We start from the raw sequence: 21,947 nt of genomic DNA on the forward strand, positions 1-21,947 counted from the left end.
GGTCTCATGCTGACAATCCTGTTCGACGGCATCGCCTACGGCATGCTTCTCTTTGTTCTCGCCTGCGGATTGTCGGTCACGCTGGGCCTGATGAATTTCGTCAATCTGGCGCACGGCGCCTTCGCCATGGCCGGCGGCTATATCACCGTCATCATGATGAACCGCTACGGCATTTCCTTCTATTGGTGCCTGCCGGCCGCCTTCATCCTTACGGCGTTTATCGGCGTGGTGCTCGAACGTCTGCTCTACCGTCGCCTCTATTCGGCGTCGCATCTCGATCAGGTGCTGTTTTCTATCGGCCTTGTCTTCATGTCGATTGCCGCGATTGACTATTTCATGGGCGGCCAGCAGCAGTTGATCAATCTGCCGCCCGAACTCAGCGGCCGCTTCGGCTTCATGGGTGTCGATATTGGCCGCTATCGGCTCTTCATCATTGTCATCTGCGCGGTGCTGACGGCAGCACTCCAACTGGCGCTCACCCGCACCCGCTTCGGCAGCCAGCTTCGCGCCGCCGTCGATGATGGACGTGTCGCGCGCGGCTTAGGCATCAATGTCTCCGTCATCTTCGCGCTGACCTTCGCGCTCGGCTCCGGCCTCGCCGGTCTCGGCGGCGCGCTCGGCACCGAACTGCTTGGCCTCGACCCGAACTTTCCGCTGAAATACCTCATCTATTTCATGATCGTCGTCACCGTTGGCGGTACCTCGTCCATCACCGGCCCCTTCATCGCAGCACTTCTGCTCGGTATCGCCGATGTCGCCGGCAAATATTACGTGCCGCAGCTCGGCGCCTTTATCATCTATGCCGTCATGATCCTTGTGCTGATCCTCCGGCCCCATGGCCTCTTTTCCCGGGAGGGCGGCCGATGAGCGGCGAACACAACAACGCCTCTATGGAGGCCATAAAGCTCTTGAAGCGCGCCGGCCGCTGGCAGATCTGGGAATTTGCTCTCTGGCTGGTCGCTATCACCGCGATCTTCGTCCTGCCGTCACAAATGCTGATCCTGACGGAGATCGCCATCCTGGCACTCTTTGCCATCTCGCTGGATCTGATCCTCGGTTATGCCGGCATAGTCTCGCTCGGCCATACCGCCTTTTTTGGCCTCGGCGCCTATGCGGCCGGTCTCTTCGCCGTGCATGTCTCCGGCGAGCCAATCGTCGGCCTGCTGGCAGCCGCTGTCGTCAGCGGCCTCTTCGGCTTCCTGACGAGTTTCCTCGTGTTGCGAGGCTCCGATCTGACGCGCCTGATGACCACCTTCGGCGTCGCCATGCTGCTCGCCGAAGTCGTCAATCAGGCAGTCTGGCTCACCGGCGGCGCCGACGGTCTGAGCGGTGTGATGCTGAATCCGATCCTCGGCTATTTCGAATTCGATCTCTGGGGCCGCACCGGCTATATCTACTGTCTGATCGTGCTGGTCGTTCTGACCTACGTCGCCCGCCGCATCGTCAATTCGCCCTTCGGTCTGTCACTGAAGGCGATCAAGCGCAACCAGCGCCGTGCCTCCATGCTCGGCGTCTCGCCCGCCCGCCGTATCGTTGCGATCTACACGATCTCGGCCGCGTACGCCGGCATTGCAGGCGCCCTGCTGACGCAGACGACGAGCTTCGTCTCGCCCGACGTGCTCGCCTTCCACCGATCGGCCGAGGTACTGCTGGTGCTGGTCATCGGCGGCGTCGGTTATCTCTATGGCGGCGTCTTCGGCGCGGTCCTCTTCTCCATCCTGCGCAACTGGCTCTCAGTCATCACCCCGCAATACTGGATGTTCTGGATCGGCCTCGTGCTCATCATCATCGTTCTGGTCGGACGCGAGCGTCTCACAAGCTGGCAGACCCTCCTGCCGGGCACGGCACGTAAACGCGAGACGCAGGTGCCGCACACCGTCGCGGAGGAAAGCAAATGACGCTTGCGCTGGAAACCCGCCATCTCGTCAAACGCTTCGGTGGCTTCGTCGCCACCAACGACGTCTCGCTGCAGATCCGCCAGGGCGCCCGCCATGCGCTGATCGGACCGAACGGAGCCGGCAAGACCACGATCATCAACCTGCTGACCGGCGTCCTGACACCGAACAGCGGCGAGATCCTGCTCGCTGGCGAGGACATTACCGGCCTGTCCTCCTATCGACGCGTCGGCAAGGGTCTTTCCCGCACCTTCCAGATCAACCAGCTCTTCGGCGATTTCACGCCTCTCGACTCCGTCATGCTGGCAATCAGCGAACGCAAAGGCCATGGCCGTTTCGCCTGGCGGCCGCTTTCGGCAGACCGCGAGGTGGCCGATGAAGCAGCCAACCTGCTGGAGCGCTTCCGTCTCGTCGATGCCATGGGCACGCCGACAACACTCCTGCCCTATGGCAAGCAGCGTCTGCTGGAAATCGCGCTGGCGATTGCCATGCAGCCGAAGGTCCTGCTGCTTGACGAGCCTGCCGCCGGCGTTCCCGAAGAGGAACGCCACGAGGTTCTCGGCATCGTCCGCGACCTGCCGGCCAATGTCACGGTTGTGCTGATCGAACACGACATGGATCTCGTCTTTTCCTTTGCAGACCGCATCTCGGTGCTCGCCGCCGGTGCGCTCTTCGCCGAGGGGACTGTCGCCGAAATCTCTGGGGATTCGCAGGTCAAAGCCATCTATCTCGGGGAGGACCCCTGATGGTCGAACTGTTGCGGATCGAGCGTCTCATCGCCGGTTATGGCGAAGCGCATGTGCTGGCCAAGGTGGATTTTACGCTGGAGGAAGGCCGCTCGCTGGCATTGCTCGGCCGCAACGGTGCCGGCAAGACCACCCTGCTCAACACGATCATTGGTGTTACCACCCACCATGCCGGCTCCATCCACTTGCAGCAACGCGACATCACCCGGCTGCGCGCAGAGAAGCGCGCGCCGCTTGGCATCGGTTGGGTGCCGCAGGAGCGCAACATCTTTCGTTCGCTGACGGTAGAGGAGAACCTGATGGCCAGCGCCCGCCCCGGCGCCTGGAATGTCGGGCGCGTCTACCAGATGTTTCCGCGCCTTAGGGAGCGCCGCCGCAACCTCGGCAACCAGCTCTCCGGCGGAGAGCAGCAGATGCTCGCCATTGCCCGCGCGCTGATGCTCAATCCTAAGGTTCTGCTGCTCGACGAACCGCTGGAAGGCCTCGCCCCGATCATTGTCGACGAGCTTCTGGCCGCACTTCGCCGCATCGTCACCGGCGAAGGCATGTCGGCGATCATCGTCGAGCAGAAGGCCCGCAAGGTACTGCCGCTGACCGACGAGGTCATCGTTCTCGAACGAGGCGCGGTCACCTACCGCAACACGTCCGAAGCGCTTCTCGCCTCACCCGAAACTCTGGACGCTCACCTGGGCGTTTGAGGATTAAGCTTCGCGCGGTGGCACGCGGGTGATGCTCGCACCGAGCGCGTTCAGGCGTTCCTCGATCCGCTCATAGCCGCGTTCGATCTGCTGGGCATTGTTGATGACGCTGGTGCCCTCGGCGCACATAGCGGCGATCAGCATCGCCATGCCGGCGCGGATGTCCGGGCTCTCCACCTGCGCGGCCCGCAGCTTGGAAGGACCGGCGACGATCGCGCGATGCGGATCGCAGAGCACGATGCGCGCGCCCATGGCGATCAGCTTGTCGACGAAGAACATCCGGCTTTCGAACATCTTCTCGAACATCAGCACCACGCCTTCGCATTGTGAGGCAGTGACGATGGCAATCGACATCGTATCGGCAGGGAAAGCCGGCCAAGGCTGGTCTTCGATCTTCGGAATATGGCCGCCGAAATCCGGCTGGATCTTCATCTCCTGCCCCGCCGACACCACGAGATCGTCGCCCTCGATGCGGCAGCGGATGCCAAGACGCTCGAAGGTCATCAGCGTCGAGCGCAGATGCTCAACACCCGCCCGGCGGATGGTGATTTCAGAACCGGTGACAGCAGCAAGGCCGATCAGCGAGCCGATCTCGTTATGGTCGGGACCGATCCGGTGCGATGCACCACCGAGCGGTTGGCCGCCATGAATGGTCATTGTATTGGTGCCGATACCCTCGATCTTCGCGCCCATGGCGATGAGGAAATGCGCGAGATCCTGAACATGCGGCTCGGACGCGCAATTGCGCAGGATCGTCTTACCCTCGGCGGCAACAGCCGCACAGAGCGCGTTTTCCGTCGCGGTGACCGACGGTTCGTCGAGGAAGACGTCGGCGCCGCGCAACTGCTTCGCGCGGAAGCTGTAGGAGCCGTTGACGCCGATTTCGGCGCCAAGCTGTTCCAGAGCCAGGAAATGCGTATCGACGCGGCGGCGACCGATGACATCGCCGCCCGGCGGCGGCAACGTGATCTCGCCACAGCGCGCCAGCATCGGACCGGCAAGCAGGATGGACGCGCGGATACGAGCGCAGAGGCCGGGATCGAGATCGGCCGGCTTGAGATCGCTCGCTTCGATTTCCAACTCGTTGCGGCCGAGCCAGCGTGCCCTAGCACCGACGGACTGGATCAGTTCGACCAGCGCTTCGACATCGCGAATACGCGGCACATTGGTCAGATACACCAGCTTGTCGGTCAGCAGCGAGGCGGCAATGATCGGCAAGGCGGCATTCTTATTGCCGCTCGGCTGGATCTCGCCGGCAAGGCGATGGCCGCCCTCGACGATGTACTGAATTCGCTCATGCGGCTGGGCCTGTGCCACTGCTGTCATCCTTGTTCGATTCGATTTTTCAGAGGGCATATCTGCTTTGTCATTGTGACATCGGAGTGATCGCCCATTGGGAAGTGTGGCTGTTTTAGCGCCCCCGCGCGTGGACGGCTAGAGGCAGGGCGACCGGAGGGATCCATAAAAAACGGCGCCCTCCCGAGCGCCGTCGTGAACACCGTGGATGGTGGTGTCGAACCTCAGCTCTTCTTGCTACGCCAGCTGTCGGCGTAATTCTCGCGAGCTTCACGGGAATAGGGCGTGGGCGACACGCGTACACGGATTTCCGCCTGCTTGTGCGGTTCGACCGAGGTCTTCCCTGACCCACCATCGGGTTCGCCCCAGACGAGGGTCAGCACGTCGCCGACCTCGACATCAGCATCGACGATGCCGAGCGAAAGCATGCAGCGTTCGTTGTAGCTGTAGCCGTTGAACATCGACATGCCGACCATCTTGCCGTCGCGCAGGATCTTGTCGGCGCTGGTCGAGGCATAGTTCGGCTGCGGGAAGTCGATCCATTTGAAATGATCCTCGCCCGGACGGAAGGCCGAAGCGATGACGTTGACGACATCTTCGGCATTCCACTCGAAGGTCACCTTCTTGCGACTCGTCTGGCCCTTCATCTTCTCGAGCGCGGACTTGCCGATGAAATCGTCCTTCTTCCAGCCGATGTAGAAGTCGTAGCCGAGTTCGAACGGAGTGACGTAATAGTCCTCGATATTGCTGGAAACGAAACTGCCGCCGATCGCGCCCGTTGCTTCGTAGCTGTCGGCGCCGAGCCAGTCGCGATAGGCCGCCAGCATGCCATCACCCGTGTAGATGCCCGGCAGCGGCGACGGGATCCAACCGGATTCCAGCGTGTTGGTAGAGTAGGCACGGCTGCCGCAACGCACGAGATCGACGCCAGCCGCCTTTGCCGATTCCAGGATCACCGACTGGATATAGGCCTTGTCTTCGTAAGGACCCCAGATTTCCAGGCCCGGCGCACCGGACATGCCGTGGCGCAGCGCATTCACCGTCTTCGAGCCGACCTTGATCTTGTCGACATGGAAGAACTTGATGTCAGGGATCGGCCCACCATTCATCTTCTCAAATATCTTGGGAGCATCCGGTCCCTGGATCTGGTAGCGGTAATGCGTACGTAGCACACGTTCGCCTTCCGGTCGCGAAGGCGAGCGCGGATCATATTTCAGGCGCACATTCCACTTGCCGTATGCTGCACAGAACATCAGCCAGTTGGAAGTCGGCGAGCGGCCGACGAGGATGAACTTGTCCTCGCGTTCGCGGAAGATGATCTGGTCGCCAATCACATGACCGGCCGGCGTGACCGGCACGAAATGCTTGGCACGGTTCGTATCGAAATTCGAGAAGGAGTTGACGCCGTGATAGGCGAGGAACGTCTCCGCATCCGGACCCTCGACGGTCAATTCGTCCATATGGTGCGACTGATCGAAGAGGACGGCGGAGTTGCGCCATGCAGCCTGCTCCGAACGCCAGTTGGAAAACTCGGCCGCTACGACCGGGTATACATACATGCCGACCTTGGAATTGCGCAGCAGCTCCACAATATTGCCGGCCGACTTCAAAACTTCGGATAGGTTCGATCTCGCCACCTGATGTCCTCCCATTGGCACGCGATAATGTATACATGAAATGCCCAATACGATCAGATTGCAAGCCTATTTTCTTCCGGCAGCACGGTATTCGATGCGGCAGAAATGCAAGAGGGCGGCCTCAGGCCGCCCTCTCGAAGCCGGATTTAGCCGAATTACCGGTGAATCAGCGCAAGCCCTCTGATCTGCTCGATCAGGGTTGGATCTTCCGCCAGAATGTATTCAAGATTACGTCGCGCCGTGCGTGCATGCTCCCTGGCGATCGCTTCCGCGCGACTGCCTTCGCGTGCTTCGATCGCGCTGACGAGCGCCCTGTGCTGGTCCTGTGCGGATCGGAGCGAACGGCGGAAGGTGGCAATGTCAGCCTTGTCGGGCAAGAAGGCGGAGGGTGAGGCAAAGGGCAACGAGCTCGCCCGTTCCACCTCGCGGCGGATGATCTCGCTGCCGGCGAGCGCCGCAAGCTGGTGATGAAATTTCTCATTCAGGTCGGAATAGGCGTCGAAATCGACATCATCGAGTTGCTCGCCGAAACAGGCGTCGAGCTTGATCACCGTATGCTTGATCTCATCAAGCGCTTCGGGCGCGGCACCGCGCTCTGCAGCGAGCCTTGCCGCCATGCCCTCCATGACGCCGCGCACCTCGATGGAATCGACCACGTCGGCAAAGCCGAAACGGCGAACCACGAAGCCACCATTCGGCAGGCGATCCAGAAGCCCCTCCTCCGTCAGCCGCGACATCGCCTCGCGCACCGGCGTGCGCGAAATATCCAGTGCCTCCGCCAATGGCACTTCGAACAGCCGCGTGCCCCCCTGCAATTCGCCGCTCAAAATCTTTTCCCGCAACTCGATAACGGCGCGACGGCCATGCGTTGCGGCTTCACTCTGCTTCATCGGCGCCTCCAATCCCGGCTAAAATGTATATAACAGCGCGAACGCATACAAAACCCCATCCCGATGCCATTACCTTAGCATGGATCTGTATGCATAATAGCGCTGCCTTCCCACAAAAGACGCCAATCATCGAACTAAGCTCGCCAATCTCTTGACATAATGTATACATTTGTGGTGTCTGATTTGCGGGAGGAAAATCGATGACAACGCTCGCGCTCATTCCAGGGCTCGTGTCCGACAGCATCGTCTGGGCACCGCTTGCCGACGTTGTCACGCGCCGTATGCCTGTGCATGCGGCCGATGTCTCCCACAGTTCTTCGATATCAGGCATGGCGGAGAGCGTTCTCGCCGCCACCGAAGGTGACCTTATTGTTGCCGGCCATTCCATGGGCGGGCGCGTCGCCATGGAAATGGCGCGCATCGCACCGGATCGCATCCGCGGACTGGTGCTCGCCAATACCGGCCACCACCCGAAACGCGATGGCGAGGAAATCAGGCGCCAACAGATGATCGATCTCGGTCATCGCAGCATGGAAGAACTGGCTGACCAGTGGCTGCCACCCATGCTCAATCCCGCCCGGCTTACGGACGCGGAACTGCTCGGCAATCTGCGCGCCATGGTGCTACGTGCCGGCCCCGATGTGCATGAGCGGCAGATCCGTGCGCTGATCAACCGGCCGAATGCCAGCGCCTATATGGCCGGGCTCGGCTGTCCCATCCTGCTTGTCGCCGCGCGCCACGATGGCTGGAGTCCGATCGTCCAGCACCAGGAAATCGCCGATGCGGCGCCGGATGCGGAACTCGTCGTCATCGAAGATGCCGGCCATTTCGCCCCTGTGGAGCGTCCGGCCGAAGTGACTGCCGCGATCATCGATTGGCTGATGCGCAGATTTGGAGGAATTGATGCCTGAGAAGACAGCGACCATTCCCGATACGCCGCTCTTCGACCGGGTCGGCTCGATCCGCGGCTACCGGCTCAATAAGATGGCGATGGCGCTCGGCCAGCCGGTGAACCGCGAAGCCTTCAAGGCGGATGAAGACACCTATCTCGCTCGGTTCGGCCTGAGCGATGAGGAGAAGGCTGCAGTCAAGAGCCGTGACTGGCACGAGATGGTGCGCCTCGGCGGCAACCTGTTCTTCATCCTGAAAATTGCTGCTGTCGACCCGACGCCGATCACTGAGATCGGTGCCGCGCAGGCCGGCATGTCGCATGAGAATTTTCTCTACGAAAGACTGGGGAAGAAGAAAAATGGCTAAGATCATCGGCGGCCTCGGAACGAGCCACGTCCCTTCGATCGGCGCAGCCCTCGACAAGGGCCTGCGCGACACGCCGGACTGGAAGTCTTTCTTCGATGGCTACGAAGCCGGCAAGCAGTGGATGCGTGAGGCGCGGCCCGACATCGCCGTCGTCGTCTTCAACGATCATGGCAACAGCTTCTTCCTCGACCGCGTGCCGACCTTCGCCGTCGGCGTGGCGGAAACTTATCAGCCGGTCGATGAAGGCTGGGGACCGAGGCCCATTCCAGCCTTCGAAGGCGCCGCCGATTTCTCCTGGCACTTCGTCGACAGACTGGTAGAGCGTCACTTCGATCCGCTGGTCTGCCGCGAGATCGAGGTCGATCACGGCCTGCAGGTGCCGATGGAGCTGTTCTTCGGCCGGCCTGAACGCTGGCCGGTCAAGGTTCTGCCGATCTGGGTGAATACGATCCAGTATCCCATCCCCACACCGCAGCGCTGCTGGGAAATGGGCAAGGTCTTGCGCGAGGCGATTGAAAGCTGGCCAGGGAACGAGCGCGTCGTCATCCTCGGCACCGGCGGCCTGTCTCATCAGTTGCAGGGCGCCCGCGCCGGCTTCATCAACCAGACAGCCGATCGCGCCTGGCTGGATGGCATTGCCGCAAATCCGGAGCCCTACCGTGCCATGAGCCGTGAGGATTATGTGGAGCAGTTTGGCTCTGAAGGCGCCGAACTCATCATGTGGCTTGTCATGCGCGCCGCGATGAACGAGCGGGTGAACCTCATCCACAAGCACTACCATGCCCCGGCCTCCATGACCGGCGCCGGCATGGTCGTTCTGGAAAACGCCGCCTGATGCCCGCCTTCTTCCTCATGCGCTGCCTGCATCATGCCGGGCAGGAGGCTGCCCGCGATCTGCACCGCCCGGCCCATCGCGCCTGGGTGCAGTCGGGCGGCGAGGGCCTTGCGACGGTGCTGATCGGCTCTGCGCTGCAGGACGAGAGCGGAGCCTCGATCGGCAATTTCGGTATATTGGAAACGACCGGTATCACTGCGGCGAAAGCGTTTGCGGAAGGAGACCCTTTCAACAAGGCAGGCATCGTGGCAAAGATCGAGCTGACGCCACTGCCTGCGGCGTTCCAGGCTGGACGCATCAGCGATCCAATAACACCACGGACATAGATTTCGGTTCCGCCACCAGCGGGAAGAGTGCCCCGGAGAGGGGCGATGAGGGGACCGGCGAAGCAAGAGAGGGAACGACCGGAACGAGAGGGACGGTCGCTTGCAAGCCACGGCCCCCTCATCCAGGCCGCGACGGATCCTTGCTTGCTCAACTCTTCTGCGGTTTCAGCCGTATCTCCAGCACGCGTCCGACTGTTTCTTCCAATCCATTTGCCTGCTCAACGCCACAGGCGCCCATGCGCTCCTGCACCTCGGCGATCTCCGCTGCCAAGCCGCCGCGAAGCCCGAGCGCATCCAGCGTTGCGGCACTCTCCCGCATCTCGGCCGCCCGTCGCCGGCCGTGCCGCGTCGTGCGCTCCATCTGGTATTCGGCAAATTGCGGCCAGTTGAGGCCGGGGAAAGAACCCGAAAGCGAAGAGAGGATTTCCTCATAGCAGCCGGACGCCTTTGCCGCGAGCAAGGCCTCGACGGTGATTGCCTCCAGCCCCTTCACGAAAAGGGAGCGCACCATCTTGATCGCCGTCGCGGCACCGGGCGCCATACCCGCAATCTCGGCAGAAAAACCGAGGCGAAGAAGTTCCGGCAATAACCTTTCGGCCGGCGCACCGGCAAGCAGCACCGGCGTCCGATGCTTGCGCGGATGAACCGGCGCCATGACGGCCATATCGAGATAATTGCCGCCAGCCGCTTCCACGGCGGCAGCCGTCTCCCGCTTTCTGCCGGGAGAGACCGAATTGATATCGATCACCACCTGCCCCTGGCGCAGACGCGGCAGGAGCGGTTCGATAGCCAGCAGGCTTTGATCGGCGGTGACGGCGCTGAACACCCAGTCAACCTCCGAAAGCCCGGCAATAGTCTCCGAAATCTCGGCGCCGCGCGTCCGCATCGCATCCCGCACGGCCTCTCCATTCGAGGCAAGCAGGATATCATAGGCGATGAAACTCAGGCCCGGCCGACTGAGCCCTTCGTGAAATGCCCGCGCCGCTTCGCCGTACCCAAGAAACCCGATCTTCATGTCAGTCTCCACCTGCAGGGCCACGTCGCGCTCGAAGCACTGCTGCGCCTATGCAAAGACATATCCATCAAAAAGCTTGCGGGCAGTGCGCAGCACGGCCGCATCGGTCACCACACCGTCCCGGACGGTTGCGATCACGCTCATCTCACCGGTCGGATGCTCGACCGAAATCAGCTTCTCGTTGCCATCCGGCACGACAGCCAGCGTTGCCGCCGGCCCTTCAGGCAGCAAACAGGCCGTCGCCACGCTGACGGCACCGAGCACGCCGATCGCATCGTGGCAGCGATGCGGAATGAAGGTGCGCGTCGAAATCGCGCCACCGGCTCTTGGCCGCGAAACCATCGTCATCTTCGGCACCGATTTCTTCGAGACATCACCGAGATTCATCATCGGCCCGGCCATCAGTCGGATTGCCTCCAGCTTTGCCCGCAGCTCCTTGTTGGCTTCAAGCTCATCAGGCGTTTCCAGGCCCTCAATGCCGAGATCACTGGCCAGCATGACGACACAGGGCATGCCGTTGTCGATCAGCGTGCATGCGACGCCCTCAATGACATCGACCGCGTGCCCCGTCGGCAGAAGCGCACCGCAGTTCGAACCCGCGGTATCCGCGAAAGTGATCGGCACCGCAGCTGCCGTGCCCGGCACGCCGTCGATACGGGCATCCCCTACGTAGGTGACGCGACGATCCGGCGTTGATATCTTCGCGGTGGCGATCTGCCCGGTATTTTCCATGAAGATGCGCACGTCCGTCTGCCCGTCCTCGGCCTCGATCAGGCCGCGCTCGATGGCAAAAGGCCCGACACCGGCAAGGATATTGCCACAGTTCTGCGCATCGGTGACGATTAGCTCATCGACGAAGACCTGCAGGAAGAGATAGTCGATATCGGCACCAGGCCGCTGCGACCGCTTTACCACGGCCACCTTGGAGGTCAGCGGGTCCGCAGCTCCCATGCCATCGATCTGTCGCGGATCGGGCGACCCCATGACTCGAAGCAGAAAGCCATCGCGATCTTCGGGCAAGTCTTCCGCCAGGAAATAGCCGCCCTTGGACGTGCCGCCGCGCATCCACATGCAGCGTACGCCCTGCTGCGGAATGACGTCAGACATATTTCAGCCCCTTCTCCGCGAGCCGCTCGCGCATCTTGTAGATGTCGAGCCCGAGTTCCCCTGCAGCAAGCCGCCGGCGCTTGTCTTCCTCCGCCGCAACGCGCTGTTCGGCCTTGCCGGCGACCTCGGTCGCCTCTTCCCGGCGCACGACGCAGACCCCATCGTCATCGGCGACAATAACGTCGCCGGGGTTGACCAGCGCACCGGCGCAGACAACGGGAATATTGATGGAACCCAGTGTCTCCTTGACCGTGCCCTGCGCAAAGATCGCCTTGGACCAGACCGGAAAATTCATCGCCTTGAGATCGGCGACGTCGCGCACGCCGGCATCGATGACGAGCCCGCGGCAGCCCCGCGCCATGGCAGACGTCGCCAGTAGGTCACCAAAATAACCGTCCTCGCAGGGACTGGTTGGCGCAAGCAGCAGGATATCGCCCGCCTTGATCTGCTCGATCGCCACATGAAGCATCCAGTTGTCGCCGGGAGGCGCGGAAACGGTCACCGCGCTCGCCGCAATCCTCGCGCCCGGATAGATCGGCCGCATGTAGCTCGCAAGCAGACCCTTGCGGCCTTGCGCCTCATGCACGGTCGCCACTCCGCAGGCAGCGAGGCGATCGATGACGGACTGCTCCGCCCGTGCGATGTTTTGAACGACGATGCCCATCAGAGTTCGTCCACGGTGCGCGGGAAGACGGACTGGAAACCCTCCGCATGCGTCGACTTGCGGCCCCCGGACTGCCCGCCGGAATTGCGCATGAAGTGGTTGCCGCGATTTTCGGCGACGTTCTTGTAATAATGCCAGAGGTGCTCCTGCCCCTCCATGCACTGGATTGCCGCCCACTTCTTCTCCCAGACGGGCGAGATATCGAGGAAGACGTCGGGCTTCCATTCCATCTGTTCGGTCTGGTGCGGCTCGAAGAGATAGAGCTGTGGTGCACCGAGGACCTTCTCGCCCGGATTATGGCCCCATGCCTGCGCGATCATGCGCGCCTCGAGCGCCACCTGCGTCGCATACATATGGTCGGTATTATAGGGATCCCATTTGGAATGGCTGAGCATGAATTCCGGCTGCACGGCGCGGATCACATCGACCAGCCGGAACTTGGCTTCCTGATCGACGACCAGCGGATAATCGCCGAGATCGAAGAACTGGATGTCGTGCGCTCCAAGTGCCTTGGCAGCATTCTCGGCCTCGACGCGCCGCGCGGCCTTCACCTTCTCCAGCGTCATCCCGACATTCTTCCAGAGCTTGGCGCTTTCGCCGCGCTCGCCATAGGAGAGACAGAGAACGGTGACCTCGTGACCCTTTTCCTGATGCAGCGCGATCGCACCGCCGCAGCGCCAGACGAAATCTGCCGAATGGGCGCTGATGACCAAGGCTGTCTTTGCCATGAACTAGTCCTTCCGCGCCACGGGGGGCGTGCCATGCGTGTGAAATGTCTCGATCGTCTTCAGGCCCCAGGCCTGGCCCTTCTTCCGCTCCGTCTCCGTCCAGGTGACGGTCGGCCAATCGGGCCTCAGGATCAGCCGCGCCCCGGCATTGGCGAGCTCGACGCGATTGCCCGAGGGTTCCCAGACATAGAGGAAGAAGGTGCCCTGGATCGCGTGCTTGTGCGGCCCGGTTTCGATATGGACGCCGTTTTCGAGGAAGATATCGGCGGCGCGCAGAATATCCTCGCGCTGGTCGACGGCATAGGTGACGTGGTGGAAGCGCCCCTTCGCGCCGGTATGGTCCTCGGAATAGGCGATATCGTAGGTCTTGTTGTTGACAGTGAACCAGCAACCGCCAAGCCTTCCGTTGTCGAGCAGGATCTGCTCCGTTACCCGGCTGCCGAGCGCCCTGATCATGAAATCACGGATCGCCCTGACATCGCTCGCAAGCAGGTTCAGATGGTCTAGCCGGCGCGGGCTGGCGCCGCGTCCATGATATCGTTGGGCAATATTCTTCAGCGCCGGGCGCTCACCTTCAGGCGCCTCGTAGACATGCGTGTCGTAATAGAGTTCGAAAATATGGCCGTCCGGATCGGTGAAGCGATAGGCATGGCCATGTCCCGCATCGCCTTCCACCCAGCCGATACCGCGGCCCATCTCCTCGATCACCTTTACCCGGCGCTCCAGGGCTTCCGGAGACGAAGTGCGATAGCCGACATGCCCGACACCAGTCGTATGGTGACGCACCAGCTTCAACGTATGGAATTCGTAATCGTCGAAGGCACGCAGATAGGCGACGCCATCTTCGATCAGGCTGGGTGTAAGCCCATAGACCCGCGTGAAGAAATCAAGGCTTTGCTCGAAACGGTCGCTATAGAGCTCCACATGACCGAGATGGGCGACGTCAAAGCACGGCTCTGTCATGCAGCAATCCCCCGGCAGTGGCCTCGCCAGCCCTCAAAAATCTCATGATGATCCTCCTCGCAGGCGAGCGCCTCCACGTTCGCTTGCCGTCGAAAACACTAGAAAGGTCGCCGGCAGCAGGCAATTTCGTTCTGCTGACGGGTCATAAGCTGAGGTTACAGATAGCCATAGAAGCGGGCGGAAAGGACGGCCGCCAAAACTCCCTCCGGCGACCGCCCACCTCGGCCAGAAACTGTCGCGGGCAGGCTGCCTTCAGGCAGTTCAGCTCCTCTTTCCGCAGCCGGAATGCATACTGACTTCTCAAGAAACCCACTGGATTTCAGCATTTAACACGGAAATCGACTCATAATGATTGAATTTGGCTTTATAATGTATACATTTTGAAGATGCGGAGGAGCATCGAAGGGAGCGATGAAATGGCCTTACTGAATTTCGCCGGCAAGTCGAGAGGGCACGCTCCGGAGCCGGAATTCGCGGACATGATCGACGGTTGGTCGATCGAGGTCATGCCGCGCACGGCCGCTAAGATCGATGATTTCCGCGCACTTCTGCCGATCGGGACGCGTGTCTATATCGCCCACCTCGACGGCACCCCGATCGAGGATATGGTTGCAACAGCAAGACGGCTGAACGCACAGGGTTTTCCAGTCACGCCGCACATCCCGGCTCGCAGCATTCCTGATATCAGCACATTGGCAGACTGGCTCGAACGCTACCGCAGTGAAGCCGACGTCCGCCAGGCGCTGCTGCTCGGTGGCGGCAGGACTACGCCCATAGGCGATTTTCACAGCTCGATGCAATTGATCGAGACGGGCCTTTTCGATCATCACGGCTTCACGCATCTGCATTTTGCCGGGCATCCGGAAGGCAGCCGCGATGTCGATCCGGATGGATCGACAGCACTTGCCGATCGGGCACTGCTCTGGAAGCAGGATTTCGCTTCGCGCACCGAAGCGAAGCTCGCCCTCACCACCCAGTTTACCTTCGACCCGCAACCCCTGATCGATTGGGCGGAGCGCATTCAGGAGGCCGGCGTCACCATGCCTATCCATGTCGGCATTGCAGGCCCGGCAAAGCTGCAAACGTTGATAAAATACGCGATCTCCTGCGGCATCGGTCCATCCATGAAGGTGCTGCAAAAGCGCGCCATGGACATAACCAAGCTGCTGCTCCCCTATGAGCCAACGGAACTCGTCGCTGCCCTTGCCGATCACAAGGCAAGAAGGCCTGAAAGCCTCATCAGCCGGTTACACATCTTCCCGCTCGGCGGCATTCAGGTGGCAACAGACTGGATGAACAAGCACCGTTCCGTCGAAACACCTATTGCGCTACCCTGATGCGGCCCGGCAGCGGGCTTTCAGGAAGAGCCATGCCGACGCCACTCCACCCAAATCTGCGCCATATCAGGCTATTCGTCGCCTGCGCCGAGACCGGCTCGCTGACCTCGGCCGCAATCACCCTCGGCATCACCCAGCCGGCAGCCTCGCAGGCACTTCGGCGACTGGAGGAGTTGCTGAACGCAACTCTTATCGAACGTGATACCATGGCGTTGACGACGAAAGGGAAAGTCGTCCTGAAGCGGTTCGGCCGCCTCTGTGATCTCATCCGTCAAGCCTGCGCGCCCATGGCAAAAGCGGCAATCGACACTATCGAGACGCGTCTGACGTGGCCGCACCTTCATGCCATCAAGGGTTTTGCCGAGCATGGCAGCTTCAGCGCCGCAGCCCGAATGCTCTCACTATCAGAACCAGCCATACAGCGCGCCGCCCGCGAAGCCGAAGCCATGATGGGCATTTCCCTCTTCGAAAATTCCGGCAGGAATGTTCGTCTGACCATCATGGGTCTTTCCGCCGCCCGCTGGTTCGGCCTGGCACTTTCCGAATTCGAAAGCCTGCGTGACGAACTCCTGGAGGCTCACAACCACTATGCCGGTCGTATTTCGATCGGTACCCTCCCGCTGACGCGCACGTTCCTCGTGCCCGACGTGATCGCCGTTCTCGCCAGCCGCTATCCGCATGCGCGCTTCGAAATCATGGAAGGCAGCTATGAAGTCCTGGTCGACGATCTCGAGCGTGGCCGTATCGATATCCTCGTCGGTGCACTGCGCAGGAATCCTGTCTCCAAGACCCTGTATCAGGAGCCGCTCTTCGATTTCGAACTCAGCATCGTCGGACGCGCCAACCATCCGCTGAAGCGGCGTCGAGAGATCACCCCGGACGACCTCGCAGACTATCCCTGGATCGTCGCCCGGCGGGACACGCCTTCGCGTGAGACCTTCAACGCCATGGCTGCAACCTTTCCCGCAGGCAAACCTGCACGCCAGAGCGTCGAAACCGGCTCGCTCAATGCGATCAGGGGCGTGCTCCTGAAATCCGATCACCTCGCCCTGCTCTCTCGCCATCAGATCCGCTATGAGTTGGAGGCAGGCTTCCTCTCGGCGATCGATTATCCGCTGCCGGATTCCCGTCGCCCCGTCGGCGTCACATTGCGCCGCCACTGGCTGCCGACAGCCCTTCAGGCTGAATTTCTGGCCCTGCTGAGGGAGCATTCGATAGGGCTGGATTGATATTAGCGTCACCCTTCGAAGCCCCTTTCCATACTTTCCGGGCTTCCGGCAAGCAACGCAACACAATATGCTCGCGGCATCTGACTCTCAGGGAACCTGCATATGAGCCAAGAAAAATACCGCGTGCTCGTAACGAGTAACGCGCTGGCGAAGCCTGCTTGCGAAAGATTGGAACAATCTGGCATCTCACTCGAATTCACCGATGCGGCGCCGGACGAGCAGGCTCTGCTCGAAGCCGTCAGCAAGGGACCAATCCACGCAATCCTGCTGCGCGGCAACCCGCCGATCACGCGCCGGCTCATCGAAGCGGCGACGTCTCTGAAGATCATCGCCAAGCACGGCGCCGGCATCGACAGCGTCGACCTGCAAGCCGCCCGCGATGCCGGTGTCGCCGTTACGACCGCCGGGGAGGCCGGCGCCGGTGCGGTCGCGGAACTGGCTCTCTCGATGATCATGGCTCTGGGCCGCGACTTACCCCGGCTGACGGATCGGATGCGGAGCGGCGATTGGGATCGCAGCGGATATCAGGGCCGCGAACTTGCGAGCAGAACACTCGGCATCATTGGCCTCGGCCTTATCGGCGGACGGCTTGCGACAATGGCCCATGCGCTGGGCATGAAGGTGATCGCCGCAAGGCCGGGCGGCACACCGCGAACGGAAGGGTTCCCCGTCACTGCTGTTGCCTTCGAGGAGTTCCTGCAAACGGCCGATATCGTCAGTCTCCATTGCCCCGCAACGCCGGAGACATCGGGCCTCATCGACGCAACAGCGATCGGCCGGATGAAAGCCGGCGCGCTGCTTATCAATACTGCCCGCGGCGCATTGGTGGATGAGGCAGCCGTTGCCGCAGCACTGCATTCCGGCAAACTTGCGGGGGCTGCTTTCGACACTTTCTCGGAAGAGCCGATCAATCCGGAAAATCCGCTGCTGAAAGCGCCCAACGTCATCCTGACGCCGCACATCGCTTCACAGACGGCTGCGGCTGTCGAGCGGACAGGGCTTCAGACGGCAGATAACATCATTGCCGCACTGCTTGGAACGGAAACCACATTCTGAACACGAATGGCTTCCCGCTCGACCGCGAGGAGCCGTGTTCGTCAGATGGGTGCACGCGGATCATGCCGCGCGAGACGGCGCAGCAGATAATCGACCTCGGCGCGCGCCGTGGTGCTGAGCGCGCTTCCTGGCTTGCGCTGCGCGTCCGAGGTGATGACACCCCGGCGCATGAGAACATGCTTGCGGACGGCGAGACCGACGCCGAGCTGCTGCTCATAGCGGATCAGCGGCAGATGCGCGTCGAAGAGATCATGCGCTTCGTCTCGTTTGCCGGCAGCGAAAAGGCCGACCAGCTCGACCAGCATGTCGGGGAAGCCGTACCCGGTCATGGCGCCATCTGCACCGCGCTCCGGTTCGAAATCGAGGAACATGCCGCCATTGCCGCAAAGGATCGAGAAGGAACGCAAATCGCCGGCTTTCTGCATGGCGCGCAGCTTTGAAATCTTCTCCAGCCCCGGCCAGTCCTCATGCTTTAGCATGACGCAGGAAGGATGATCGGAGATGATCTTGGCAATGACGCTGGCCGACATGACGACCGTCAGCGTCAGCGGATAATCCTGCAGCACGAAGGGAACATCCGTGCCGACTGCCTCGACTGCCTGCGCGAAATACTGGATGATCTGCTCGTCGGTGCGCAGCGCCGGTGTCGGCGCGATCATGACGCCGGCAGCCCCCATATCCATCGCATCGCGGGCGAGCGAGCGCATTGCCGCAAAGCCCGGCGCCGAGACGCCGACGACAACGGGCACCCTTGAGCGACCGACGACCTGGCGGATGATCGCCCGCGATTCCGCAGGCTCCAGCTTCGGCGCTTCGCCCATGATGCCGAGGATCGTCATGCCGGTGACGCCGCTTTCCTGATAGAAATCGGTCAGCCGGTCGATCGATAGCGTGTCCAAGGTACCATCGGGCAGGAACGGCGTGGTTGCGATTGCATAGACGCCCTTCGCGTCAGTTCCGAAGCTCATTGTGCATCCTTCCACGCCTGATAGCGCGCCTTCGTTTCCGCGTTCATGGGATAGAGACCGGGAAGCGGCACGCCCCGGTCGATTTCGGTCATGATCCAGCCTTCCATGCGCTCCTGCTCCGGCGCTTCGGCAAGCACGGCATCGACCAGGGCCGCCGGGATCAGGACCGCGCCGTCCCTGTCGGCGACGACGATATCGCCGGGGAAAACCGCGACACCGCCGCAGGCGATCGGCTGCTGCCAGCCGACGAAGGTCAGCCCGGCGACGGAAGGCGGCGCCGCCATGCCGTCGCACCATACAGGCAAGCCGCTACCAAGCACGCCTTCGAGATCGCGCACGACACCATCACTGACCAAGGCGGCCACCTTACGCCTCATCATCCGGGCACAGAGGATATCGCCGAATATACCGGCATCCTGCACGCCCATGGCATCGACAACGGCAATACAGCCCTCCGGCATGTCCTCGATTGCCGCGCGCGTGGATATCGGCGAAGCCCAGCTTTCGGGCGTTGCCAGATCCTCACGCGCCGGCACGAAACGCAGCGTGAAGGCGGGACCGACCACTCGTTCCTGACCAGGCTTCAACGGCTTGGTGCCGCGCATCCAGACATTCCTGAGCCCCTTTTTCAGAAGCACGGTCGTCAACGTCGCGGTTGAGACGCCCTTCAGGATTTCGATGGCGGCTGGATCGAGAGACATCATTGCACCTCATATGCTCTGGATGAGGCCGCCGTCGATGCGAATGACGGAGCCGGTAATATAGGATGCGCGTGGGCTGGCGAGAAAAGCAACTGTGTCGCCATATTCCTCAGGACGGCCGTAGCGCCCAACCGGGATAGAGGCCGTACTTTCCGCCGTAACCTCCTCTACGGGCCGGTTCTCGCGCTTGGCCTTCTGTTCATCGAGGAAGGTAATCCGCCCGGTTGCGATGCGGCCTGGCAGCACGATGTTGGCGGTGATTCCGTCGCGGCCGACTTCGCGAGCAAGCGTCTTTGACCAGCCGACCAGCGCCAGGCGCAGGCTGTTGGAGATGCCGAGATTGGGGATCGGCGCTACGACGCCTGAAGATGTTGACGTGACGATGCGGCCCCAGCCGCTCGCCTTCATGCCCGGCAAGACGGCATCCGTTACGGCAATCACCGAACGCACCATCATGTCGAAATATTTGGACCAGGTCTCCGCCGCCTGGCCGGAAGCCGGCGTCGGCGGCGGTCCGCCTGTATTGTTGACGAGGATATCGACCGGTCCGAAGGTCCCGGCGATCGAAGCCAGCCTCGTCTCGATGACGGCGAGATCGGCGATATCCCAGCCGATGGCGAGCGCCTTGCCCCCTGCGGAAACGATAGCTTCCGCCGTCTTCGAGGCAGCGGCTTCGTCGATATCGGCAACGGCGACGCGAGCGCCTTCCGCAGCCAGCGAGCGGGCAATCGCCCCACCCAGTCCGCCACCCGCGCCGAACACCAGCGCGGTCTTTCCATTCAATTGCATGTCCAAGGCAGATACTCCGGTTTCGCTCCCATTATGGCGATCCCAAGAAGAAGAAAAATCTCGCTTTTTATGATTTCAGAAGATAGAAAAACTATTCCTATGGAAACTCGCTTTCTCGATACTTTCCTGCTGGTTGCCGAGCTCGGATCGCTGGCCGAGGCCTCCCGCCGCCTCGGCATCACGCCTGCCGCGGTCGCCCAGCGCATGCAGGCGCTGGAAGACGATGTCGGCGTGCCGTTGCTGACCCGCGTCGGCCGTCGTGTCCGTCCAACCGATACCGGCCATGCCATCATCGAAAAGAGCCGCAAGATCCTCGCCGAGGTCCGCGACCTGAAGAGTCTCGCCAATGCCGAACTGCCCTCCGGCGAACTTCGCCTCGGTGCTATCACGACAGCGCTGACCGGACTGCTGCCATCAGCCCTTCATGAGGTCTTCGCCAGCATGCCGCTTGTTGAGGTCTTCCTGCTGCCTGGCCCCTCCACCGATCTCTATCAGCGGCTGATGGACAGGCATATCGACGCGGCAATCCTCGTAAAGCCGCCCTTTTCGATACCGAAGACATTGGAGTGGGAGCTCTTGCGGGCCGAACGCCTAGTTCTTCTTGCCCCCGCCGATTGCCGGGGCGAGAACCCGCATAATCTCCTGAAGACCCGTCCCTTCATCCGCTACGATCGGAACAACTGGGGCGGACGCCTTGCCGACGAATATCTTCAAAAACAGGGCTTGAAGCCCGCCGAGCGTCTGGAACTTGATTCCCTTGAAGCGATCTCGGTCATGGTCGCCAACGGGCTCGGCGTCTCGCTGGTGCCGGATTGGGCACGACCCTGGCCGGAGGGCCCGAACATCGCCATCCTCGAACTGCCGGTGCCCTTCCCCCCACGCGAGGTCGGTTTACTCTGGCCGCGCAGTTCGCCATCGCGCCGGCTGACCGGCATCGTGCTCGATGCACTGAAACGCTCGCAAGCCGCTGGTAAGCCTTAATCGTTACTCGCCGACATCAAGCTCTTGCGCTGATAGACGTGGATATAATCAACCAGGAGGTAAGACGGGTTCGGCGTTTCATCGATCGGCCAGCCCGATCCGAGTGCAAGATTGACCAGCGGATAGAAAGGCATTTGGAATTCCGGCGGTGTATCGAAACTCCACAGCGGCTTGCGGTCCAGATAGAAGGTCGATTTCTGCGGGCCGATATCCACACCGAACGTATGGTAGTCGCTGCTGAGCGAACCTTCGGGCACATTCGTCAGATGGCCGTCCGTCGTGTGCTGGTTGCTCGGACGCCAGACGTGATACCCCATGCTGAACTCGCCGGGCGCACGGCCGTAATATTCGATCACGTCGATTTCCGAAGTGAATTTGGATCGGTCGAGGCCAATCAGCCAGAAGGCCGGCCAAACGCCCTTGCCGGGCGGCAGCTTCATGCGTGCTTCAAAGTAGCCGAATTTCTGGGAGAAGCCCTCCCCTTTCGGATTGGTCGAGGCGAGCAGCCCGGAGCGCCACTGACCGTCAGCTTCCTTCCGTGCCTCAATCCGCAGAATGCCGTTATCGACCGTAAAGGGGAAACCGTCCATGGGGTCGGTAAAGCGCGCATCGCCGAAATCTCCGTTCCACGGCGTATGAGCAATCCAGCGCGATTTGGTCTCGCCCCATGCCGAAACGTCGAGCGTGTCGAAGTCTTCGGCAAAGGTCATCTGGAAATCGTCGAGGTTGAGCGGCTCTTCCGCTTCGCTGGGCCGGGGGCCCGGCGGGCCGAAAAGGCTGATGACGATCAGAAGCGCAAATCTTCCGGCGAATTTCGCGTGACGCATTT

General features: G+C 61.5%; 24 protein-coding genes. 12 read left to right on the forward strand and 12 right to left on the reverse strand.

Annotated features, from left to right (window positions below; all coding sequences use genetic code 11):
- Nucleotides 1-6 precede the first annotated feature (6 nt).
- From ACK9YZ_RS16360 to ACK9YZ_RS16375, 4 genes are read left to right on the forward strand one after another with little or no spacing between them, the layout of a single operon-like run.
- On the forward strand, nucleotides 7-867 hold the full coding sequence (locus tag ACK9YZ_RS16360; protein ID WP_216755683.1) for a branched-chain amino acid ABC transporter permease: 861 nt from the start codon (nucleotides 7-9) through the stop codon (nucleotides 865-867).
- Nucleotides 864-1,898 (forward strand): branched-chain amino acid ABC transporter permease, encoded by a 1,035-nt coding sequence (locus ACK9YZ_RS16365; RefSeq protein ID WP_416064515.1) that lies wholly within the window; start codon nucleotides 864-866, stop codon nucleotides 1,896-1,898. The genes ACK9YZ_RS16360 and ACK9YZ_RS16365 overlap by 4 nt, the downstream gene beginning before the upstream one ends.
- Entirely contained in the window at nucleotides 1,895-2,641 is a 747-nt protein-coding gene (locus ACK9YZ_RS16370) for an ABC transporter ATP-binding protein (protein WP_416064516.1), read from the forward strand. The genes ACK9YZ_RS16365 and ACK9YZ_RS16370 overlap by 4 nt, the downstream gene beginning before the upstream one ends.
- Nucleotides 2,641-3,339, forward strand: a complete 699-nt coding sequence (locus ACK9YZ_RS16375; RefSeq protein WP_416064517.1) for an ABC transporter ATP-binding protein — start codon at nucleotides 2,641-2,643, stop codon at nucleotides 3,337-3,339. The genes ACK9YZ_RS16370 and ACK9YZ_RS16375 overlap by 1 nt, the downstream gene beginning before the upstream one ends.
- Nucleotides 3,340-3,342: 3 nt before the next feature.
- Here the strand turns inward: ACK9YZ_RS16375 and murA are convergent, their stop codons facing one another.
- From murA to ACK9YZ_RS16390, 3 genes are all read right to left on the reverse strand, one after another.
- Complete coding sequence (gene murA, locus ACK9YZ_RS16380; RefSeq protein ID WP_253958246.1) at nucleotides 3,343-4,656, reverse strand: UDP-N-acetylglucosamine 1-carboxyvinyltransferase; 1,314 nt, start codon at nucleotides 4,654-4,656, stop codon at nucleotides 3,343-3,345.
- 203 nt (nucleotides 4,657-4,859) lie between these two features.
- The gene (gene ligM, locus ACK9YZ_RS16385; RefSeq protein ID WP_416064518.1) at nucleotides 4,860-6,272 is read right to left on the reverse strand and encodes a vanillate/3-O-methylgallate O-demethylase; all 1,413 of its coding nucleotides are present in this window, start codon (nucleotides 6,270-6,272) and stop codon (nucleotides 4,860-4,862) included.
- Between the two features lie 155 nt (nucleotides 6,273-6,427).
- Complete coding sequence (locus tag ACK9YZ_RS16390; RefSeq protein ID WP_183732551.1) at nucleotides 6,428-7,162, reverse strand: GntR family transcriptional regulator; 735 nt, start codon at nucleotides 7,160-7,162, stop codon at nucleotides 6,428-6,430.
- Between the two features lie 200 nt (nucleotides 7,163-7,362).
- Between ACK9YZ_RS16390 and ACK9YZ_RS16395 the strand changes: the two genes are divergently transcribed.
- The 4 genes from ACK9YZ_RS16395 to ACK9YZ_RS16410 are packed head-to-tail and all read left to right on the forward strand — an operon-like array spanning nucleotide 7,363 to nucleotide 9,580.
- Nucleotides 7,363-8,073, forward strand: coding sequence for an alpha/beta fold hydrolase (locus ACK9YZ_RS16395; RefSeq protein WP_416064519.1), 711 nt, complete (start codon nucleotides 7,363-7,365; stop codon nucleotides 8,071-8,073).
- On the forward strand, nucleotides 8,066-8,419 hold the full coding sequence (locus tag ACK9YZ_RS16400; RefSeq protein WP_216755690.1) for an extradiol ring-cleavage dioxygenase: 354 nt from the start codon (nucleotides 8,066-8,068) through the stop codon (nucleotides 8,417-8,419). Before ACK9YZ_RS16395 ends, ACK9YZ_RS16400 begins: the two co-directional genes overlap by 8 nt.
- Complete coding sequence (locus ACK9YZ_RS16405; RefSeq protein WP_416064520.1) at nucleotides 8,412-9,254, forward strand: class III extradiol dioxygenase family protein; 843 nt, start codon at nucleotides 8,412-8,414, stop codon at nucleotides 9,252-9,254. The genes ACK9YZ_RS16400 and ACK9YZ_RS16405 overlap by 8 nt, the downstream gene beginning before the upstream one ends.
- Nucleotides 9,254-9,580, forward strand: coding sequence for a YciI family protein (locus ACK9YZ_RS16410; RefSeq protein ID WP_416064521.1), 327 nt, complete (start codon nucleotides 9,254-9,256; stop codon nucleotides 9,578-9,580). Before ACK9YZ_RS16405 ends, ACK9YZ_RS16410 begins: the two co-directional genes overlap by 1 nt.
- 148 nt (nucleotides 9,581-9,728) lie before the next feature.
- Here ACK9YZ_RS16410 and ACK9YZ_RS16415 read toward each other — a convergent pair whose 3' ends face one another.
- Genes ACK9YZ_RS16415 through ACK9YZ_RS16435 form a run of 5 tightly spaced genes read right to left on the reverse strand, consistent with a single transcriptional unit; the run spans nucleotide 9,729 to nucleotide 14,057 of the window.
- Complete coding sequence (locus ACK9YZ_RS16415) at nucleotides 9,729-10,595, reverse strand: DUF1932 domain-containing protein (protein WP_416064522.1); 867 nt, start codon at nucleotides 10,593-10,595, stop codon at nucleotides 9,729-9,731.
- Between the two features lie 48 nt (nucleotides 10,596-10,643).
- A complete protein-coding gene (locus tag ACK9YZ_RS16420; RefSeq protein WP_416066754.1) occupies nucleotides 10,644-11,690 on the reverse strand; it encodes a 4-oxalomesaconate tautomerase in 1,047 nt (348 codons plus the stop codon).
- Between the two features lie 4 nt (nucleotides 11,691-11,694).
- A complete protein-coding gene (locus ACK9YZ_RS16425; protein WP_416064523.1) occupies nucleotides 11,695-12,366 on the reverse strand; it encodes a 4-carboxy-4-hydroxy-2-oxoadipate aldolase/oxaloacetate decarboxylase in 672 nt (223 codons plus the stop codon).
- The gene (locus tag ACK9YZ_RS16430) at nucleotides 12,366-13,094 is read right to left on the reverse strand and encodes a PIG-L deacetylase family protein (protein WP_416064524.1); all 729 of its coding nucleotides are present in this window, start codon (nucleotides 13,092-13,094) and stop codon (nucleotides 12,366-12,368) included. The genes ACK9YZ_RS16425 and ACK9YZ_RS16430 overlap by 1 nt, the downstream gene beginning before the upstream one ends.
- 3 nt (nucleotides 13,095-13,097) lie before the next feature.
- Nucleotides 13,098-14,057: a VOC family protein gene (locus tag ACK9YZ_RS16435; protein WP_416064525.1), complete on the reverse strand. Its 960-nt coding sequence runs from the start codon at nucleotides 14,055-14,057 to the stop codon at nucleotides 13,098-13,100.
- Nucleotides 14,058-14,473: 416 nt separating this feature from the next.
- Between ACK9YZ_RS16435 and ACK9YZ_RS16440 the strand changes: the two genes are divergently transcribed.
- The 3 genes from ACK9YZ_RS16440 (at nucleotide 14,474) to ACK9YZ_RS16450 (ending at nucleotide 17,679) form a co-directional block, all read left to right on the forward strand.
- On the forward strand, nucleotides 14,474-15,394 hold the full coding sequence (locus ACK9YZ_RS16440) for a methylenetetrahydrofolate reductase (protein WP_416064526.1): 921 nt from the start codon (nucleotides 14,474-14,476) through the stop codon (nucleotides 15,392-15,394).
- A 32-nt stretch (nucleotides 15,395-15,426) separates the two neighbouring features.
- Nucleotides 15,427-16,623, forward strand: coding sequence for a LysR substrate-binding domain-containing protein (locus ACK9YZ_RS16445; protein ID WP_416064527.1), 1,197 nt, complete (start codon nucleotides 15,427-15,429; stop codon nucleotides 16,621-16,623).
- Between the two features lie 102 nt (nucleotides 16,624-16,725).
- Nucleotides 16,726-17,679: an NAD(P)-dependent oxidoreductase gene (locus tag ACK9YZ_RS16450; protein WP_416064528.1), complete on the forward strand. Its 954-nt coding sequence runs from the start codon at nucleotides 16,726-16,728 to the stop codon at nucleotides 17,677-17,679.
- A 41-nt stretch (nucleotides 17,680-17,720) separates the two neighbouring features.
- On the opposite strand, the gene ACK9YZ_RS16455 is transcribed toward ACK9YZ_RS16450, so the two are convergent.
- Genes ACK9YZ_RS16455 through ACK9YZ_RS16465 form a run of 3 tightly spaced genes read right to left on the reverse strand, consistent with a single transcriptional unit; the run spans nucleotide 17,721 to nucleotide 20,137 of the window.
- Nucleotides 17,721-18,647, reverse strand: a complete 927-nt coding sequence (locus ACK9YZ_RS16455; RefSeq protein ID WP_416064529.1) for a dihydrodipicolinate synthase family protein — start codon at nucleotides 18,645-18,647, stop codon at nucleotides 17,721-17,723.
- Complete coding sequence (locus ACK9YZ_RS16460) at nucleotides 18,644-19,348, reverse strand: ribonuclease activity regulator RraA (protein ID WP_416066755.1); 705 nt, start codon at nucleotides 19,346-19,348, stop codon at nucleotides 18,644-18,646. Before ACK9YZ_RS16460 ends, ACK9YZ_RS16455 begins: the two co-directional genes overlap by 4 nt.
- A 9-nt stretch (nucleotides 19,349-19,357) precedes the next feature.
- A complete protein-coding gene (locus tag ACK9YZ_RS16465) occupies nucleotides 19,358-20,137 on the reverse strand; it encodes an SDR family oxidoreductase (RefSeq protein WP_416066756.1) in 780 nt (259 codons plus the stop codon).
- Nucleotides 20,138-20,236: 99 nt separating this feature from the next.
- Here ACK9YZ_RS16465 and ACK9YZ_RS16470 point away from each other — a divergent pair, with 99 nt between their 5' ends.
- The gene (locus tag ACK9YZ_RS16470; RefSeq protein WP_416064530.1) at nucleotides 20,237-21,118 is read left to right on the forward strand and encodes a LysR family transcriptional regulator; all 882 of its coding nucleotides are present in this window, start codon (nucleotides 20,237-20,239) and stop codon (nucleotides 21,116-21,118) included.
- Here the strand turns inward: ACK9YZ_RS16470 and ACK9YZ_RS16475 are convergent.
- On the reverse strand, nucleotides 21,115-21,945 hold the full coding sequence (locus tag ACK9YZ_RS16475) for a glycoside hydrolase family 16 protein (RefSeq protein ID WP_416064531.1): 831 nt from the start codon (nucleotides 21,943-21,945) through the stop codon (nucleotides 21,115-21,117). The genes ACK9YZ_RS16470 and ACK9YZ_RS16475 overlap by 4 nt on opposite strands.
- Nucleotides 21,946-21,947 lie beyond the last annotated feature (2 nt).

The organism is Rhizobium sp. ZK1 (genome assembly GCF_047782645.1).
GTDB lineage: Bacteria > Pseudomonadota > Alphaproteobacteria > Rhizobiales > Rhizobiaceae > Rhizobium.

Excerpts from the sequence above, each read along its gene's own strand:
- ACK9YZ_RS16440 (WP_416064526.1), top strand. The coding sequence starts at position 14,474 with ATGGCCTTACTGAATTTCGCCGGCAAGTCGAGAGGGCACGCTCCGGAG.
- ACK9YZ_RS16455 (WP_416064529.1), bottom strand. The coding sequence starts at position 18,647 with ATGAGCTTCGGAACTGACGCGAAGGGCGTCTATGCAATCGCAACCACG.
- ACK9YZ_RS16390 (WP_183732551.1), bottom strand. The coding sequence starts at position 7,162 with ATGAAGCAGAGTGAAGCCGCAACGCATGGCCGTCGCGCCGTTATCGAG.
- ACK9YZ_RS16370 (WP_416064516.1), top strand. The coding sequence starts at position 1,895 with ATGACGCTTGCGCTGGAAACCCGCCATCTCGTCAAACGCTTCGGTGGC.
- ACK9YZ_RS16460 (WP_416066755.1), bottom strand. The coding sequence starts at position 19,348 with ATGTCTCTCGATCCAGCCGCCATCGAAATCCTGAAGGGCGTCTCAACC.
- ACK9YZ_RS16405 (WP_416064520.1), top strand. The coding sequence starts at position 8,412 with ATGGCTAAGATCATCGGCGGCCTCGGAACGAGCCACGTCCCTTCGATC.
- ACK9YZ_RS16465 (WP_416066756.1), bottom strand. The coding sequence starts at position 20,137 with ATGCAATTGAATGGAAAGACCGCGCTGGTGTTCGGCGCGGGTGGCGGA.
- ACK9YZ_RS16470 (WP_416064530.1), top strand. The coding sequence starts at position 20,237 with ATGGAAACTCGCTTTCTCGATACTTTCCTGCTGGTTGCCGAGCTCGGA.
- ACK9YZ_RS16400 (WP_216755690.1), top strand. The coding sequence starts at position 8,066 with ATGCCTGAGAAGACAGCGACCATTCCCGATACGCCGCTCTTCGACCGG.
- ACK9YZ_RS16375 (WP_416064517.1), top strand. The coding sequence starts at position 2,641 with ATGGTCGAACTGTTGCGGATCGAGCGTCTCATCGCCGGTTATGGCGAA.
- ACK9YZ_RS16365 (WP_416064515.1), top strand. The coding sequence starts at position 864 with ATGAGCGGCGAACACAACAACGCCTCTATGGAGGCCATAAAGCTCTTG.
- ACK9YZ_RS16445 (WP_416064527.1), top strand. The coding sequence starts at position 15,427 with ATGCCGACGCCACTCCACCCAAATCTGCGCCATATCAGGCTATTCGTC.
- ACK9YZ_RS16360 (WP_216755683.1), top strand. The coding sequence starts at position 7 with ATGCTGACAATCCTGTTCGACGGCATCGCCTACGGCATGCTTCTCTTT.
- ACK9YZ_RS16435 (WP_416064525.1), bottom strand. The coding sequence starts at position 14,057 with ATGACAGAGCCGTGCTTTGACGTCGCCCATCTCGGTCATGTGGAGCTC.
- ACK9YZ_RS16425 (WP_416064523.1), bottom strand. The coding sequence starts at position 12,366 with ATGGGCATCGTCGTTCAAAACATCGCACGGGCGGAGCAGTCCGTCATC.
- ACK9YZ_RS16450 (WP_416064528.1), top strand. The coding sequence starts at position 16,726 with ATGAGCCAAGAAAAATACCGCGTGCTCGTAACGAGTAACGCGCTGGCG.
- ACK9YZ_RS16395 (WP_416064519.1), top strand. The coding sequence starts at position 7,363 with ATGACAACGCTCGCGCTCATTCCAGGGCTCGTGTCCGACAGCATCGTC.
- ACK9YZ_RS16430 (WP_416064524.1), bottom strand. The coding sequence starts at position 13,094 with ATGGCAAAGACAGCCTTGGTCATCAGCGCCCATTCGGCAGATTTCGTC.
- ACK9YZ_RS16475 (WP_416064531.1), bottom strand. The coding sequence starts at position 21,945 with ATGCGTCACGCGAAATTCGCCGGAAGATTTGCGCTTCTGATCGTCATC.
- ACK9YZ_RS16415 (WP_416064522.1), bottom strand. The coding sequence starts at position 10,595 with ATGAAGATCGGGTTTCTTGGGTACGGCGAAGCGGCGCGGGCATTTCAC.
- ACK9YZ_RS16410 (WP_416064521.1), top strand. The coding sequence starts at position 9,254 with ATGCCCGCCTTCTTCCTCATGCGCTGCCTGCATCATGCCGGGCAGGAG.